We start from the raw sequence: 16,295 nt of genomic DNA on the forward strand, positions 1-16,295 counted from the left end.
GTCGAGCATGATACGCGGTGGAGCACGCCAGGCCTGCGCTCAGGTCACCACCACCAGCGGCACCCCACGCCTTGGGTGCTCCAGCACCACCACATCCTGCTGATAGACCCGCCGCAGGTTGCCTTCGGTCAACACCTGCAGCGGCGTGCCATCGGCCGCCACCCTGCCCTGCTCCAGCAGCACGATGCGATCGGCATAGCCGGCGGCCAGATTGAGGTCGTGCAGCACCACGATCACGCATGCGCCGGCCTCGGCACAGGCGCGCACACTGCGCAGCGTGCGTTCCTGGTGGCGCAGATCCAGCGCGGCCGTCGGCTCATCCAGCAACAGCAGCGGCGTGTCCTGCGCCAGCACGCGCGCGAACGTGGTCCGGGCGGACTCGCCGCCGGACAGCTGCTGCACCTCGCGCAGGCGCAGCGCCTGCAGTTCGGCGGCATCGATGGCGGCTTCCACCTGGGCGTCATCCACTACCGGATCCGGCGGATGCGGCAGCCGCCCCATCGCCACCACTTCCTCCACGCTGAAGGCGAAACGCACGCCGTGCTCCTGCGGCATCACCGCGCGCTCACGTGCCAGCGGCCCGGCCTTGTAGGTGGCCAACGGCTTGCCGAGCAGGCTTACCTCGCCTGCGTCAGCACGCAGGTCACCGGCGGCGACGGCCAGCAACGTGGACTTGCCCGCACCATTCGGGCCCACCAGTGCGGTCACCGTACCCGGCTCGAACGCCAGCGAAATGCCATGCAGGATCTCGCGCTGCTGGCGACGCACCACCACCTCGTGCAGCTTCAACAGCACGCTCATGGCGCGGCCTTGCGGCGCTGCTGCAGCACCAGCCAGAGGAAGAACGGCGCACCCAGCGCTGCCGAGAACAGGCCCAGCGGAATCTCGGCCGGCGGATCCAATGTGCGCGCGGCGGTATCGGCCACCACGATCAACAGCGCACCGAGCAGCCCGGACAACGGCAGCAGCCAGCGGTGTCCCGGGCCGACCAGCAGGCGTGCCACGTGCGGCACCACCAGGCCGACGAAACTGATGGAGCCGGCAAACGCCACCGCTGCCCCGACCAGCAGCGCGCTGAAGGCCACGAGGCGGCGACGCGTACGCGTGACATCCAGCCCGAGGTGCTGTGCCTGGCGTTCACCCAGCGCCAGCATGTCCAGCGGCGTAGCCATCCGCTGCAGCGCGAACACACCAATGGCGAACAACGGCACCACCGCCGCCACGTCGGCCCAGTTGGCGCGCGCCAGCGAGCCCATCTGCCAGAACACCAGCGACTGCAGTTCGCTTTCACTGGCGATATAGGTCAGGAAGCCGATCAACGCCGAGCAGAATGCGGCCATCGCGATACCGACCAGCAGCAGCGTAGCGTTACCCGTCCCCTTGCCCGGCCGGGCCAATGCGTAGGTCAGGCCGATTGCGAGCGCGCCGCCAGCGAACGCGGCCACCGGCACCAGCCAGCCGGCCGCACCGGCCGCGCCGAGCACGATGGCGGCAACTGCGCCCAGTGCCGCGCCCTGGCTGACGCCGACGATGCCGGGGTCGGCCAGCGGATTGCCGAACAGGCCCTGCAGGCTGGCGCCGGCCATCGCCAGCGAGGCACCGACCATCGCCCCCAGCAGCGCACGCGGAATGCGCAGCTGCCAGACCACGGCCAGGTCACGACTGCTGACCGCCTGCGGATCAAGCAGGCCCAGCTTCACTGCCAGCGCCTGCATCACCTCCAGCGGCGGCAACCGCAATGGACCCACGGCGAACGACGCCAGCACTGCCCCCAGCAGTGCCAGCAACGCCACCAGCAGCATCGTCCGTCCGCGACGGCGGCGCCGATCCGCCGGACTCATGCCTTCGGCAACGCCGCCAGGGCCTTGGCCAGTGCCAGCGCACCGGCACCGGAGCCCACGCTGGTGTACTTCAGCTGCACATCCGGCATCACCCAGACCCGGTTTGCCTGACCGGCCGGCGTCTGCTTCAGCGTCGGGTACGCCTTCCACAGGCCTTCGGCACCGCCGAACAACTGCAGGTCATGCTCGGTCACCAGGATCACTTCCGGTGCCGCCGCGACCACGCCCTCATTGCTCAGCTGCGAGTAGTTCTTCACTCCCGCTTCGGTACCGATGTTGATGCCGCCCGCCAGTGCGATCAGCTGCGCCGACGCACTGTCGGCACCGGCAACGGTCGGTGAGCCACCGGCACCGGTGGCTGAGACGTGGATCACTCGTGGCGCATGGCCCAGGCCCTTGCCAATCGCTGCAGCCTCGTCGAGCTGACGCTGCACCTGCGTGGCAAGCGCCTGCCCTGCCTCGGCCAGCCCTAGTGCGGCGGCGACCTTGCGCACCTTGTCCGGCGCTGGCTGCAGATCGTCGATGACCACCGCCGGTTCGCCCACCTCACGCAGCTTCTTCGCCAGTTCGGTGTGGCGGCGCAGGCTATTGCCGAGGAACAGCGAGCCCTGCAGGCTCAGCACGCCCTCCACGCCAGTGGTGCGGTTGAACAGGAACTGGTGCGGCGCGGCCAGGCCGGCCTGGGTGGTGGTGTTGGTCGGCGCGGCGAACACCTGCGTGCCCAGGCCGAGCGCCTCGATCACCGCGATCACGTCGTCACCACCGGCGATGATGCGACTGGTATCGGCCACCTCGACGTCGGCGCCGTCGTCGGAGTGCACCTTGGCCGGCAGCACGGCCTTCTGGTCGCGCACGACCGGCATATCGGTGCCAGCCACGCGCTGCCAGCCAGCCGGCAACGCAACTTCGCCAGGCGCGGTTGCGGCGGCGGGCTCAACCGACTTGCCGCTGTCCGAGGGCGTCGATGAACCGCCACAGGCAGCCAGTGCCAGCGAGACAGCCAACGGAAGCGCACACAGGCGCAGACGGGACGCGATGTTCATGCTTGTTCTCCTTGCTGGCAGGGCGACGCGCACGCCGCCCTGCCGTGTGACTTACTGCTTCGGGGTGATACGGGTGATGCGGTCACCCTTCGGGTCTTCAGCGCCGCGCGACTTGTTCACCGCGAACACGTTGCCCTTGCCATCGGCACGGACGTGGTTCGGCAGCGTGCCGCCATCGAGGTTGGCGACCACCTTGCCGTCGCCGTTGACCACGGTGACGGTGCCGGCGCCGCGATTGCTCACGTAGGCCAGGCCGGAGGCATCATCGAAGGCGACGTTCAGCGCACCGGCGCCGACCGGCACGTCATGCAGCACCTTGCCGGCCGCCACATCGACGATCAGCAGGTTGTCGGTGCCCTGCGAGGCCACGTACAGGCGGTTGCGCGCCGCGTCGAAGGCCACGCCTGACGCACTGATCGAATTGCCCAGGTCGATGACCTTCTCGACCTTGCTGCTGGCCACGTCGATCACCGCCGCTTCCGGGGTGCCAATGCTGACGGTGAACAGCTTGCCGCCCTTCTCGTCCAGCACCAGGCTCATCGGGGTGAACTTGCCGTCATCCACGCCGGACTCCAGCGTCACCGCTGGCAGCTCCTTGAAGGTCCTGGCGTCGAACACCGACAGGTGGTCCTCGCCCGTGGCCGAGGCGAACACCTTGCCGTGGGTGCCATCGACCACGACGTCGCGCGCATGCGGCACGGCATCGACCGGGAACTGGTGGACCAGCGACAGATCCTTCTGGCGGTAGACCGCGATCGAGTTCTGGCGGGTGTTGGTGACCCAGACGTTGCCATTGGTGTCATCCACGCCCACGCCGTAGACCGCGTACACCGCACCATTGGTGCTGCCCGGCACCTGCGCCGGGGTGATCGCCTTGGTTACTTTCAGCGACTTCGGGTCCAGCTTCAGCAGCTGCGACTGGGTCACTGGCGGACGGCCCACGGCCGAGGTCACGAACACCGCATTGCTGGCGGCGCTGTAGGCGGACTGGTACAGGCCCGGCACCAGCTTGTTGGACTGGGTGGCGAACTGCGCCTGGCCGGACAGCGGCAGCTGCGGCGACACGCGCAGCTTCAGCACCGTGGCTGCGGCCGGCTGGCTGGCGCGCACCACCACCGGGTGGGTACCCGGCACGGCGTCGGCCGGAATGCTCAGCTGGGTCTTGAAGTTGCCATCGGCATCGACCACCAGCGGCTGCGTGTTGAGCACGCTGTCGCCACGCAGCAGGCTGACCTTCTGGCCCGGCACGAACCCGCGACCGACCACGTCGGCCGTACTGCCGGGAACCACGTTCTCACCGCGTGAGACGACCTCGCCCTTGAAGGTGGCGTTGGCCGGCTGGTCGAACACCGGCTGCGCGGTGGCGGTCACCGCCAGCAGCAGGCCGGCAGCGAGAGAGGTAAGACGGAGAGACGGACGGAACGACATGGCAGGCTCCTTGCACACATAGGCCGCGCCACGTGGCGCGGGAGTCATCGGTTGCCTGGGCCGCTGCACGTCGGCAGCCTCGCCTGGGTAGTGGGGTCGCACGGCATCGCGTGCGAAGGGATTCATTCGGCGGCGTTGTCACCACCGTTGGGTGCGCCATCGCCGGCGCTGCGGTCGGTCACGCCGTACAGCTCATGCAGCGCAGCATGGAACGACGCCGGCAGCATCGGCCCGTGGCCGAGACCGTCGAACTCGCGGTACTGCACGCTCAGGCCCGGCACCTTGCCCAGCCGCTCGGACAACTGCATCGCCGCATCCGGGGTGGCGCCGCCGATGCGGCGCAGGTGCGCGACCACGCGCGGGTTGTTCATGTCGCGCTTGCCGCGATCACCGACACGCTCGGCACCACCCAGCATCAGCCAGAGCCTTGCTGGCTGGCCATGCACGTTCTGCACGAACTGCTGTTCCGGATCACCCAGTGCCGCACCCTGGCTCCACCACAGCGACGGGCTGGCGGCCAGATAGGACTGGAAGGCGGCGGGACGGGTGTACAGCGCATTGAGCACGAACAACCCGCCCAGCGAGTGGCCCCACAGCGCTTGCTGCTGCCTATCGATGCGTGCGCGACGCTCGACTTCCGGCTTGATGCGGCGCTCGATCACATCCAGGAACGCGGCAGCACCACCGCCAACCGCCTGGGTCGTACCGCTCTCGTCGTCGGCGCGGTCGATCCATGCGGTGTAGTCGCGGGTGCGCGCCTTCGAATCGATGCGCAGGTCGTTGTCGTAGCCGATCAGCACCAGCACCGGCGGCGCCTTGCCTGCGGCCAACTCGGCCAGAAGCGGCTGGTCCAGCACCATGGCCACGGCATTGCCATCCAGCGCATACAGCGCCGGCGATGGCGTCTTGCCGGCCTTGGCCGGGATCGCCAGGTTCACCCGCCAGCGGCGTTGCTGGTCGGGGCTGTCCACCACGAAATGCTCGAAGCGATAGCTCGCCGCCGGCTCATCGAGCACGGTGTGGCCGATCTTCTGCAGCGGATTGCGCTGCTGCGCATGGGCGTACGGAGTGGCCAGGAGCAGACCCATCATCAAGGCGACCAGGCCGCGGGCCAACGGGCCCCGGCGCGAAGGCAGGACGAAATGCTTCATCAGCGGCGGCAGAAGCGGCCCACGGCCGCCGGTTCACAAGGGACCGCAGTCTACCTCAAACGCGAATGATTATCACATCGATCAAACGTCACGCTGTGTATCACGCGCGCGATGAACTGGTTGCGCTGGACGCGGCACTCCCCTATTTTGCCGGCCACCGGGGCATTGGATCGCCCCGCTTACAGCGCAGCCACGGAGGGCGGGCAGCCTGCCGCCGACCAGGCCGCGTTCATCCGCGCCATGACCGCCATGGGATTGGATCCCATGATTGTGAGACTCCCTTGAAGCACACCACCCTGATCGCCCTCTCCCTCTCCCTCGGCCTGCTTGCGCCGCTGGCCGCGCATGCCGCGCAGGATCTGCCGTCGCTCTACCAGGCCTACGAAGAGGCCGGCAATTCGACGCTGAGCATGGAACAACTCAACCAGACGGTAACGTTCACCGCGGTGGCGCTGGGCGTGTCCAGCAACCTGCAGGGCGAGCCACTGATCGAAGCAGGCGATGACCAGGGCAATGTCCTGGCCCGGCTGACCACCGACGATGCGCAGCAGGCCGCCAAGCTGGGTGCCCTGGAAGAAGGCGCAACGTTCACCGCCAGCTGCACGCTGCAGTTCAGTTCCGGCACGGACTACCTGTCCTTCGGTGACTGCAGCATCAAGTAAAGACGAAGCCGGCGAAATGCCGGCTTCAGTTCATTGCCTCTGTAGCGTCGAGCCATGCTCGACTCCCGCAGCCTTACGGCCCCGTCGGCACCGGGCCGTACACATTCTCCTGCGGCGTACCCGGCATCAGCGCGAACACGAAGATCACCAGGCCACCGAACGGAACGAAGGCCAGCAGGTACAACCAGCCCGACTGGTTGCAGTCATGCAGGCGGCGCACGGTGACAGCGATGACCGGCAGGAAGGTAGCCAGCCAGAACACAACGAACAGAATGATCGACGCGATGCCCAGGCCATCGGACTGCATCACCAACCCGGCGATGAGCGGCACCATCAGCACGGCGGAGACGATCAACATGAACAGCTGGAACATCCAGTATTCGCGACGGTTGGCACGACCATCGAACTGGGCGTAACGCTTCAACGGCAGAATCATTTCCTGCACGGCATCCATCCTTGAAAAAGTAGCCGCGCAGTGTGCCAAAGACCGGCGCGCAGGACAATGCAGAGTCGAGCCATGCATGGCTGCGTTGTAGAGTCGAGCCATGCTCGACTGCTGTTCGAGAAGGCACCTGCAGCCCGTGCAAGAGCGGAGTCGAGCATGGCTCGACTCTACCTAAGCCGGCTCAACGGCCCTTCGCGGCCCGCGCCGCTTCGCGTTCGGCACGCAGCCGGTCCAGCTTTTCCTTCAGCTTGATTTCCAGCCCGCGCGGCACCGGGTTGTAGTACACGCGTTCGCCCATCGCATCCGGGAAACCGGTCTGGTCCAGCGCGATGCCACCTTCAGCATCATGGTCATATTGGTACTCAGCGCCGTAGCCCAGCTCCTTCATCAGCTTGGTCGGCGCATTGCGCAGGTGCAACGGCACCTCTTCGGTGCCACGCTCGCGCACATCGGCCTTGGCCTGATTGAAGGCCGCGTAGCCGGCATTCGACTTGGCGGTGCTGGCCAGGTACAGCACCAACTGGGCGAACGCGAGCTCGCCTTCCGGACTGCCCAGCCGCTCGTAGATGTCCCAGGCCTCCAGCGCCATGCTCTGCGCGCGCGGATCGGCCAGGCCGATGTCCTCGATGGCCATGCGGGTCAGTCGGCGGGCCAGGTAGGACGGATCGCAGCCACCGTCGAGCATGCGGGTCAGCCAGTACAGCGCGGCATCCGGGTTGGAGCTGCGTACCGACTTGTGCAGTGCCGAGATCTGGTCGTAGAACTGCTCGCCGCCCTTGTCGAAGCGACGGGTGCGGTCGGCCAGCACCTGGGTCAGGGTCTGCGGCGTGATGCGACCGCCCTCCCCGCCCGCCAGCTCGGCGGCGATCTCCAACAGGGTCAGCGCACGGCGCACGTCGCCATCGGCGGCGGTGGCGATTTCCAGCAGCAGTTCGGGAGCAACCTCGATGCCCTCCTCGCCCAGGCCGCGCTCGCGATCACCCAGCGCACGTTCCAGCGCCTCGACGATGTCGGTGGGCGAAACGCCTTCCAGCACGTGCACGCGGCAGCGCGACAGCAGCGCCGAGTTCAGCTCGAACGACGGGTTCTCGGTGGTGGCGCCGACGAACAGGATGGTGCCGCGCTCGATGTGCGGCAGGAACGCATCCTGCTGCGCCTTGTTGAAGCGGTGCACCTCATCGACGAACAGCACGGTTCGGCGGCCTTCGGCAAAGCGCTGCGCGGCCTCGGCCAGCACCTGGCGCACTTCCGGCAGACCGGACAGCACGGCGGAGATGGCGCGGAACTCGGCATCGGAATACTCGGCCAGCAGCAGCGCCAGCGTGGTCTTGCCGCAGCCCGGCGGCCCCCACAGGATCATCGAATGCACGCGCCCGGATTCGACCGCGCGACGCAGCGCGCTGTCCGGCGCCAGCAGGCGCTTCTGCCCGACCATTTCGTCGAGGGTGCGCGGGCGCATGCGCTCGGCCAGCGGGCGCAGATGTTCCCGATCGACGCTCAGCAGATCGGGGCCGGGGAAGGAAGTTGAACGATGTCTTGCCACCGGCTCATTGTACCGCGAGAGCGTGCCAACCAAGGTTGGCAGCCACCACGGCGGCCGGGCCATGATCGGTAGTGCCGGCCGCTGGCCGGCAGATCAAAAGCGTGTCAACCAAGGTTGACACCTACCGAAGCAGATCAAAAGCATGCCAACCAACGGTTGGCATCCACCAAAACGTTTCCGCCCAGAGATCAGTTACCGATGACGTCGGTGCCCTTCGGCGGGGTGAAGCTGAAGGTGCCGGCGGCGAAGCCCGGGTTGCGCTTCCAGCCGCTGAAGCTGATCACGGTGCGCTGGCCGACCGCGTCGGTGATTTCCATCTTGGCCAGACCCTGCGCGTTGAAGCCCAGCGCGGCGTACTGGAAGCTGGCCTCGGTATCGCGCTTCGGCGACAGCGACAGCCACTGCAGGCCGTCGCGCTGCGCGGCCTCTTCACTGACGTCGTACTGCTGCTCCAGCAGCGCCGGGTTGATCAGCGCGGTCAGCGGGCTGTTCTGCTCTTCCTTGCCCTGCTCGCGCACGGTGGCCTGCTCCAGGTCCGGCTCGTACATCCAGACCTTCTTGCCGTCGGCCACGATCAGCTGTTCGTGCGGGCGCACGTATTCCCAGCGGAACAGGCGCGGCGCTGACAGGGCCACGCGGCCGCTGGTCGATTCCTTCACCTTGCCGCGGCTGTCGAACACCTGCTGGCTGAACTGGCCATCCAGGCCCTTCAGGCCACTGGTGAAGGTCTTCAGGTCATCGCGGGCGCCAGCCCAGGCGCTGCCGGCGGCGGCGCAGGCCACGGCCAGGGTGGTGGTGGCAAGGAAACGGCGGAAGCGGAAGTTCATGCGGGAATCCTGTGGGCGCGGGCGCCAGGAAAGGTGGTTGCCAGTGTGCCCAAATAAAGATGAATGGGCGATCAGGGCGACATTATGCCGCCCTGAACGTCCATCGGCGATTCAGCCGCCGGAGCCGGGCAGCTTGCCGTACAGCACCTGGCCACGGAAGCCACGACGCACTTCGCGGTACAGCGCGCGGAACGCCGGATAGTCCTGCGGCTGGCACAACGCCTCCGGGCCGCGCACCGCGTTCTGCTGCAGGCGGTGATGCACGATCACGTCCTGGCCCTCGCGGCTCCAGTCCACGCGATACTCGCCGGCGGCGTTGGTGAAACGCTGGCTGGCCGGGATGGCGATGATCGGCGCATTGACCGGGAACTGCAGGCGATAGGTTTCCTCGCGCAGGCTGGCATTGCAGTAGAACGGCGTCTCGTTGGCCGGCGCCGAGGCGGTGGCGTACAGGCCGCGCACCGATTCACCACCCGGCGGATCCGGTACGGCCATGCCGCCAGCCACACTGAAGTCGGCGTAATCCTCGGCCTGGAAGGCCATGCGGTAGCCGAACGGCCGGGTCAGGTCGACCGGCACGCCCTGGATCTGCAGCTGCCCTCGCCCGTCGAAACCGGACGCGGCCATGATCTGCTCTTCAGCGCGCGCACGGTTCTGCGCGTTGAGCTGGGAGAACTGCGCACGCATGCCGATCTCGGCGTTCTCGCCCAGCTTCGGGATCGTCTCGCCACGCAGGTTGCCGTTGGCGTCGAAGGTGAAACGCACCTCCATCGAGGTGGCGTTGCGCTGCGGCGTGTTGGCCGGGGTGCGTGCCAGCGTAGCGTCGCGGGTGCGCATCACCGGTGCGCGGAGGTCGCCTTCCGGCAGCTGGCCGAAGCGCGCCCACGCGGTGGTCGAATCCAGGTACAGATCGAACTCGGGGATGTAGGTGATGGCGTGGTTGAAGCGGCCCAGCACCGGAATCTTCGGCAGCGTCGGGCCACCGCCGGCACCGATCAGCACCGGCGAGCTGGCGATGCCCTTGGCCGCCAGCAGCGCTTCCAGGATCGTCACATGGTCCTTGCAGTCACCATAGTGGTTGTCGAGGATGCTCTGCGCACTGTTCGGCTCCAGGCCACCATTGCCCAGGTACACGGCCACGTAGCGGATGTTCTGCGCGACCCAGCGGTACAGCGCATCGGCCTGCTCGCGGCGGTCGCTGATGCCGGCGGTGACCTGGTCGGCCAGCGCCTGCAGTTCCGGCGTGACCTGCGCAGCCGGGCCGGCCTTGAGCTGGTAGGCGCGCCCCATCTGCGACCAGTCACGATAGGTGCTGGCCATGATGTTCGGGCCGAACTCCCAGCCCGCCGCCGACCAGTTCTGTGCCGGCATGGCTTCGCGACGCTGGTAGCGCCAGCGCCACTGTGCCTGGCCGTTCTTCACCGTCGGGCGATCACTGCCCTGCACGCCGCGGCTGTCGACGAACATCGGCAGGTTGGCCGGCGCACTCAGGGTGACCTCGGCGTCCTCGTACTCGGTGAACACATTGAAGGTCTCCCACAGGCCGAAATAGCCCGGGAAGTACGGCGTGGCCTGGGTGCGGCGCACCTGGTAGAACAGGCGCGTGCCCGGGGCCAGGTTCGGGAACACGATCACCCGCACCTTGCGGTCGGCATACATCGCCGCCGAGGCGCTGGAATAGCTTTCCTGGGTGTAGATGCGGTCGGCCGGCACGTCGCGGCGCTGGCCGTCGGCGGTGATGGTGTAGGCGCCAAGCACTTCCAGCGTTTCCATCTTCTCGCTGTAGCTCAGCCGCACCTGGCTGAACTGCTCGACGGAGGCCTTGGTCTTGAGCAGGACTTCGTAGGTTTCGGTCTGCACATTGCCCGCATCCGGCCGCACCTGGTAGTCGGCGCGGTAACGGACAATGCTGAAATTATTGCTGGCTTCGGTATCGCCGCTGGTGGAAGGCGGCGCCGTGGCGGGCGCGGAGGTGGCGGTGTCTGCCAGTGCCGGGCCGGCAGCCATCAGGGCTGCCAGCGCCAGTGCCAGCGCGCTTGGTACGGGGTGAAGCATGCGTCGGTTCCTTGGACGTCGTGGGGGATACGTCGGGTCTTACTTCGGCGGCGGCGGTGCCAGCACCGTGCGGTCGCCGTTGTGCTCGGGCGGACTGACCACGCCGGCCGCTTCCATGGCCTCGATCAGTCGCGCTGCACGGTTGTAGCCGATCTTCAGCCGGCGCTGCACGCCGGAAATCGAAGCGCGGCGGGTCTCGGTGACCACCCGCAGCGCTTCGTCATACAACGGGTCGGACTCATCGCCGGCAGAGCTGTTCTCGGGCAGGCCGGTGGCACCGACGACCACGCCGTCGCCCATCGTCTGCACTTCGTCCAGCACGCCGTCGACATAGTCGGCCGGGCCCATCGCCTTGAGGTGTTCGACCACGCGGTGCACTTCCTCGTCGGAGACGAAGGCGCCGTGCACGCGCTCGGGCATGGCGGTACCCGGCGGCAGGTACAGCATGTCGCCGTGGCCCAGCAGGGTTTCCGCACCCGACTGGTCGAGGATGGTGCGCGAGTCGATCTTGGAGCTGACCTGGAAGGCGATGCGGGTCGGGATGTTGGCCTTGATCAGGCCGGTGATCACGTCCACCGACGGGCGCTGCGTGGCCAGGATCAGGTGGATGCCGGCCGCGCGCGCCTTCTGTGCCAGGCGCGCGATCAGCTCTTCCACCTTCTTGCCGACGATCATCATCATGTCGGCGAATTCGTCGATGAAGATGACGATGAACGGCAGCGTCTCCAGCGGCCGCGGCGCCTCGCCCAGTTCCGGGTTCGGCTTGAACAGCGGGTCCATCAGCGGCTGGCCGGCGTCCTGCGCTTCCTTCACCTTCTTGTTGAAGCCGGCCAGGTTGCGCACGCCCACCGCGCTCATCAGCTTGTAGCGGCGCTCCATCTCGGCCACGCACCAGCGCAGGCCGTTGGCGGCCTCCTTCATGTCGGTGACCACCGGCGCCAGCAGGTGCGGGATGCCCTGGTAGACGCTCAGTTCGAGCATCTTCGGGTCGATCATCAGCATCCGCAGGTCCTTCGGCGAGGCCTTGAACAGCAGGCTCAGCACCATCGCGTTGACCGCCACCGACTTGCCCGAACCGGTGGTACCGGCCACCAGCAGGTGCGGCATGCGCGCCAGGTCGGCCACGGTGGAGCGGCCGGCGATGTCCTTGCCCAGCGCCAGGGTCAGCACGCTGGCCGACTTGTCGTATTCCTTCGAGCGCAGCAGCTCGGACAGGTAGATCATCTCGCGGGTGACGTTGGGAATTTCCAGGCCGATCACCGACTTGCCCGGAATCACGTCCACCACGCGCACCGACTTCACCGACAGGCCGCGCGCGATGTCCTTGTCCAGCGAACTGATCTGGCTGACCTTGATGCCCGGCGCAGGCTCGATCTCGAAGCGGGTGATGACCGGGCCCGGGTTGGCGCCGACCACCTGGGCGTCGATGCGGAAGTCCTTCAGCTTGAACTCGATCTGCCGCGACAGCGCGTCCAGGGTTTCCTTGTCGTAGCCCACCGGCTGCGGCTTGGGGTCGTCCAGCAGGGCCAGCGGCGGCAGGTCCGAGCCGTCGCCGTTGACGCCACGGAACATCGGGATCTGCGTGTCGCGCTTGGCCCGGTCACTCTTCTCGATCACCGGTTCCGGACGCGGCTCGATCTTCACCGGCTCGCGCTTGGCGCGCACCTCGGCATCGGCCTTGCGCACTTCCTGGCGCTCCTCACGCATCACCCGGGTCTGCTGCCACTCGGTGACTTCTTCCTTCTTGCGCGCCAGCAACGGCGCCAGCGACATCACGCCGCGACCGATCTTCTCCATCACCGTGAACCAGGACAGCCCGGTGGCCAGGGTGATCGAGGCCAGCAGCAGCACCAGCACGAACAGGTTCGCGCCCAGCGCGCCGAAGCCCACCGTGAGCGAATTGCCGACCAGCTTGCCGAGGATGCCGCCGGCGCTGGAGACGTCGCCACTGAACAGGCGCACATGCAGGAAGCCGGTGCCGGCGATCAGGAAACCGACCAGGCCGACCAGGCGCAGCGCCGGGTCCAGGTCGTTCTCGCCCTTGCTCTCGCGCTTGAGGCCGAACATAGCGATCCACGCCAGCGCGCCCAGCACCACCGGCAACAGGAAGGCGATGTAGCCGAACAGCTGCAGCAGCACATCGGCGATCCAGGCCCCGGCGCGGCCACCGAGGTTGTGCACCGGCGCGACCACGCTGCCGGTGTGCGACCAGCCCGGATCCGTGGCTGAATACGTGAAAAGACTGGCCGCCAGGTACAGCAGGGCCGGCGCGATCGCGATCAGGCCCAGATCGCGCCAGAGGCGCTGGCGGCGTGGATTGTCGGTCGTCGCCGCCGCGGCCGTGCGACGTGACGCCTTGCTGTCGTCGGACTTGGAGCGTTCGGGGACCTGCTTCGCCACCTTAGACCATACCTTTGGAATGCGCTGTTAGTGATTGATAATAAATGAGACGGCGTCAGTTTTCAGTTATGCGACATCTGACAGGGCAATCGGAGGGCCGGAACCACCGCTGGATGACGGCGTTCTGTTCGTCGGCTTGAATCGCCCTGCCCCAGCCGCCACTCTATGACCAGCCACGGATGCTGCGCAAACCTCGCCAGCGCCTTGTCCCATCTACCTTTTCGCGAGTCTACATGAGCACCAGCCTGCCCTCCCGCCACCAGCGCCTCGTCATCCTCGGTTCCGGCCCGGCCGGTTGGACCGCCGCCGTCTACGCCGCCCGCGCCAACCTGAAGCCGGTCGTCATCACCGGCCTGCAGCAGGGCGGCCAGCTGATGACCACCACCGAGGTGGACAACTGGCCGGGCGACGCCCACGGCCTGATGGGCCCGGACCTGATGGCGCGCATGCAGGCCCACGCCGAGCGCTTCGAGACCGAGGTCATCTTCGACCACATCCACACCGCCGATGTGTCGCAGCGCCCGTTCAAGCTGATCGGCGACAGCCACGAGTACACCTGCGATGCCCTGATCATCGCCACCGGCGCCACCGCCAAGTACCTGGGCATCCCGACCGAGGACGAGTTCAAGGGCCGCGGCGTGTCCGCCTGCGCCACCTGTGACGGCTTCTTCTACCGCGACCAGGACGTGGTCGTGGTCGGCGGCGGCAATACCGCCGTGGAAGAGGCGCTGTACCTGTCCAACATCGCCCGCAAGGTCTACCTGGTCCACCGCCGCGACACCCTGAAGGCGGAAAAGATCATGCAGGACAAGCTGTTCAAGAAGGTGGCCGAAGGCAAGATCGAGACCGTCTGGCACCACCAGGTGGAGGAAGTGCTGGGCAACGACGCCGGCGTGACCGGCGTGCGCGTGAAGTCCACCCTGGACGGCAGCACCCGCGACATCGACGCCCACGGCTTCTTCGTGGCCATCGGCCACCACCCGAACACCACCCTGTTCGACGGCCAGCTGGCGATGAACAACGGCTACCTGGAAATCCGTTCGGGCCTGGGCGGCAATGCCACCCAGACCTCGGTGGAAGGCGTGTTCGCCGCCGGCGACGTGGCCGACCAGCACTACCGCCAGGCGATCACTTCGGCCGGCTTCGGCTGCATGGCCGCACTGGACGCCGAGCGCTACCTGGACGCGCAGGGCAAGGCCAGCTGAGTCGAGCCATGCTCGACCCCGACCAAAGGCCGGCGCGAGAGCGCCGGCCTTTGTGCTTTCAGTAGTGCCAGGCCATGCCTGGCAGACCGAAGCCTGCCCTCACGCTCGCACGCACGCCTGCGTGAACTCGACAGGTGTCGTGGCAACCCCATCCGCATCGCGCAGCACAACACTCCAGCGCGCGACGCCTGGACTTGGGCCATTGCAGGCGAGATTGATGGTCAGCGGCTTGGCAGGGTCATCGAATGTCGTCGCCCAGGGCGTGCATGCGCCCGCCTCCGAACAGGTTGCCAGCGAGAGCTCCACAGACAACGGATACTGGGGATTCCCGGCATAGCCAAGTTCAATGTCCCGGGCCGCTTGGATCGGCACGTCGGTATCCGGCACCGGATGCAATGCCAGGGGCTCGCAGGTCTTTCCTGATGCCCACAGACGGTAGCCCTTCTCCACGCCTTTCATGGACGCCGAGCGGAAGACAGGGTCCTGCAATGCCGCCACATCGTCAGGATTGGAGTGATAGGCGGTTTCGACGATCACCGAGGGCATCTTTCCGATGCGGTTCTCGCCGTGCCCATCAGCAGCCGATTCAGCTCGAACAGGATAGTTCTTGTACCCCGGCTGGGCATGGATCAGTTCTCTCATCCCGCACAGGATGCTGTCACCCAGCGCCTTGTCTTCAGGCTTGGCACGATGGTGATAGACCTCGGCACCACGAACGCTGGGGGCTGGGTTTCCGTTTGTGTGCAGACTGAGCATCACATCCACACCGAGATGATTGGCGTAATTGGGGCGAGCACGGATGTCCTCCTTGACTTCACGATCGCTATCGGCGCTGTTTGGCAGCTCATTCCAGATGTCGGCACGTTCAGGGAGGAGCGCTTTCAGGTGATACCTGGCAGACATATGTTCCCAAGGCTGGCCCGACTCCGGATGCGGGTCCGTAGATCGACTGCGCGCTCGATGCACGACCAATCCGCTTCGTTGCTCCAGCAGGCCCTGCAGTTCGTCTCCGTATGCTGGGCTCAATACATCCTCCTGCAGTCCGAGCGGGGCCGGTCGTTGAAATTCCCACGCCCTGCTGGGATGCAAGGCAATGTACCCATGGCTTGATGAAACCAGGGCCTGCGTGTGCGCGGATCGGGATTTCGCTGCTTTTGGCGCAGGGTGATCTTCCGGGAAATGCACCTCCATTGGTTTACCCTGAAAAAGGAACTCCACGTCCAGGATTCCCAAGCCCGCCTGGTCCGAGTAGTGCCGAAGATCAGCGGCCAGCGGTACGAGGAAGAGCTCTCCAAAGTTCTGGTCATTGCCCGGAAGGTATCCGGGGCCGAAGTCGACGACCATCCGGCGCTTTTGCGGATCCATCGCTACGCTCACAGTCACTTGGCGCAACCTGCCCTTCTCTTGCAGATGGCGTGTCAACTGGGCGGAAATTTCGCGCTCAAGCAGCGCCACCAACTCTGCATAGGCGCCCGGATCTTCCGCAGCCCTCGAGGCCTCGGCCGCGGAAGCCAAAACAGGAGGCGCAAAGAACAAGCCGCACGCGACCACGGCAGTTGCAAGCTTCAATCCCTTCATTGTTGATTTCTCCATGTGGTGGGATGCGCGCCGCTCATGCAGCGCCCCGCCACCCTGCCGACCCGTGCGCCGGCGATTCCGCACCAAGCGCACACGGATGGACAATTCAAACTTTCC

Annotated in this window: 13 protein-coding genes; 2 read left to right on the forward strand and 11 right to left on the reverse strand. The window is 66.7% G+C overall.

Going from position 1 to position 16,295, the window contains the following annotated elements; all coding sequences use genetic code 11:
• Window positions 1–39 precede the first annotated feature (39 nt).
• The 5 genes from BKE09_RS00160 to BKE09_RS00180 all read right to left on the reverse strand — a co-directional run bounded on the left by BKE09_RS00160 (window position 40) and on the right by BKE09_RS00180 (window position 5,463).
• Entirely contained in the window at window positions 40–801 is a 762-nt protein-coding gene (locus BKE09_RS00160; RefSeq protein WP_075674502.1) for a heme ABC transporter ATP-binding protein, read from the reverse strand.
• Window positions 798–1,841, reverse strand: a complete 1,044-nt coding sequence (locus tag BKE09_RS00165) for an iron ABC transporter permease (protein WP_075674503.1) — start codon at window positions 1,839–1,841, stop codon at window positions 798–800. Before BKE09_RS00165 ends, BKE09_RS00160 begins: the two co-directional genes overlap by 4 nt.
• A complete protein-coding gene (locus tag BKE09_RS00170) occupies window positions 1,838–2,884 on the reverse strand; it encodes an ABC transporter substrate-binding protein (RefSeq protein WP_075674504.1) in 1,047 nt (348 codons plus the stop codon). Before BKE09_RS00170 ends, BKE09_RS00165 begins: the two co-directional genes overlap by 4 nt.
• A 51-nt stretch (window positions 2,885–2,935) precedes the next feature.
• Window positions 2,936–4,312: an ATP-binding protein gene (locus BKE09_RS00175; RefSeq protein WP_075674505.1), complete on the reverse strand. Its 1,377-nt coding sequence runs from the start codon at window positions 4,310–4,312 to the stop codon at window positions 2,936–2,938.
• Between the two features lie 122 nt (window positions 4,313–4,434).
• On the reverse strand, window positions 4,435–5,463 hold the full coding sequence (locus BKE09_RS00180) for an alpha/beta hydrolase-fold protein (RefSeq protein ID WP_075674506.1): 1,029 nt from the start codon (window positions 5,461–5,463) through the stop codon (window positions 4,435–4,437).
• Between the two features lie 281 nt (window positions 5,464–5,744).
• Between BKE09_RS00180 and BKE09_RS00185 the strand changes: the two genes are divergently transcribed.
• Window positions 5,745–6,125, forward strand: coding sequence for a hypothetical protein (locus tag BKE09_RS00185; protein WP_075674507.1), 381 nt, complete (start codon window positions 5,745–5,747; stop codon window positions 6,123–6,125).
• 73 nt (window positions 6,126–6,198) lie between these two features.
• On the opposite strand, the gene BKE09_RS00190 is transcribed toward BKE09_RS00185, so the two are convergent.
• The 5 genes from BKE09_RS00190 to BKE09_RS00210 form a co-directional block, all read right to left on the reverse strand.
• Window positions 6,199–6,570, reverse strand: a complete 372-nt coding sequence (locus BKE09_RS00190) for a DUF805 domain-containing protein (RefSeq protein ID WP_042359180.1) — start codon at window positions 6,568–6,570, stop codon at window positions 6,199–6,201.
• Between the two features lie 181 nt (window positions 6,571–6,751).
• On the reverse strand, window positions 6,752–8,029 hold the full coding sequence (locus BKE09_RS00195) for a replication-associated recombination protein A (RefSeq protein WP_240502857.1): 1,278 nt from the start codon (window positions 8,027–8,029) through the stop codon (window positions 6,752–6,754).
• A gap of 272 nt (window positions 8,030–8,301) precedes the next feature.
• A complete protein-coding gene (lolA, locus tag BKE09_RS00200; RefSeq protein WP_049445350.1) occupies window positions 8,302–8,940 on the reverse strand; it encodes an outer membrane lipoprotein chaperone LolA in 639 nt (212 codons plus the stop codon).
• Window positions 8,941–9,051: 111 nt separating this feature from the next.
• Window positions 9,052–10,995, reverse strand: a complete 1,944-nt coding sequence (locus BKE09_RS00205) for a DUF3857 domain-containing protein (protein WP_075674508.1) — start codon at window positions 10,993–10,995, stop codon at window positions 9,052–9,054.
• 39 nt (window positions 10,996–11,034) lie between these two features.
• Window positions 11,035–13,395, reverse strand: coding sequence for a DNA translocase FtsK (locus BKE09_RS00210; RefSeq protein WP_032127351.1), 2,361 nt, complete (start codon window positions 13,393–13,395; stop codon window positions 11,035–11,037).
• A gap of 233 nt (window positions 13,396–13,628) precedes the next feature.
• Between BKE09_RS00210 and trxB the strand changes: the two genes are divergently transcribed.
• The gene (trxB, locus tag BKE09_RS00215; protein ID WP_014037154.1) at window positions 13,629–14,600 is read left to right on the forward strand and encodes a thioredoxin-disulfide reductase; all 972 of its coding nucleotides are present in this window, start codon (window positions 13,629–13,631) and stop codon (window positions 14,598–14,600) included.
• A gap of 99 nt (window positions 14,601–14,699) precedes the next feature.
• Here the strand turns inward: trxB and BKE09_RS00220 are convergent, their stop codons facing one another.
• Window positions 14,700–16,178, reverse strand: coding sequence for an N-acetylmuramoyl-L-alanine amidase (locus BKE09_RS00220; RefSeq protein ID WP_075674509.1), 1,479 nt, complete (start codon window positions 16,176–16,178; stop codon window positions 14,700–14,702).
• Between the last annotated feature and the right edge of the window lie 117 nt (window positions 16,179–16,295).

Origin of the sequence: Stenotrophomonas sp. TD3, from assembly GCF_001939825.1 — a bacterium.
Lineage (GTDB): Bacteria > Pseudomonadota > Gammaproteobacteria > Xanthomonadales > Xanthomonadaceae > Stenotrophomonas.

What these genes read in the sequence shown, in the direction of transcription:
- BKE09_RS00160 (WP_075674502.1), bottom strand. Translation starts at nt 801, where the DNA reads ATGAGCGTGCTGTTGAAGCTGCACGAGGTGGTGGTGCGTCGCCAGCAG.
- BKE09_RS00165 (WP_075674503.1), bottom strand. Translation starts at nt 1,841, where the DNA reads ATGAGTCCGGCGGATCGGCGCCGCCGTCGCGGACGGACGATGCTGCTG.
- BKE09_RS00170 (WP_075674504.1), bottom strand. Translation starts at nt 2,884, where the DNA reads ATGAACATCGCGTCCCGTCTGCGCCTGTGTGCGCTTCCGTTGGCTGTC.
- BKE09_RS00175 (WP_075674505.1), bottom strand. Translation starts at nt 4,312, where the DNA reads ATGTCGTTCCGTCCGTCTCTCCGTCTTACCTCTCTCGCTGCCGGCCTG.
- BKE09_RS00180 (WP_075674506.1), bottom strand. Translation starts at nt 5,463, where the DNA reads ATGAAGCATTTCGTCCTGCCTTCGCGCCGGGGCCCGTTGGCCCGCGGC.
- BKE09_RS00195 (WP_240502857.1), bottom strand. Translation starts at nt 8,029, where the DNA reads ATGCGCCCGCGCACCCTCGACGAAATGGTCGGGCAGAAGCGCCTGCTG.
- lolA (WP_049445350.1), bottom strand. Translation starts at nt 8,940, where the DNA reads ATGAACTTCCGCTTCCGCCGTTTCCTTGCCACCACCACCCTGGCCGTG.
- BKE09_RS00205 (WP_075674508.1), bottom strand. Translation starts at nt 10,995, where the DNA reads ATGCTTCACCCCGTACCAAGCGCGCTGGCACTGGCGCTGGCAGCCCTG.
- trxB (WP_014037154.1), top strand. Translation starts at nt 13,629, where the DNA reads ATGAGCACCAGCCTGCCCTCCCGCCACCAGCGCCTCGTCATCCTCGGT.
- BKE09_RS00220 (WP_075674509.1), bottom strand. Translation starts at nt 16,178, where the DNA reads ATGAAGGGATTGAAGCTTGCAACTGCCGTGGTCGCGTGCGGCTTGTTC.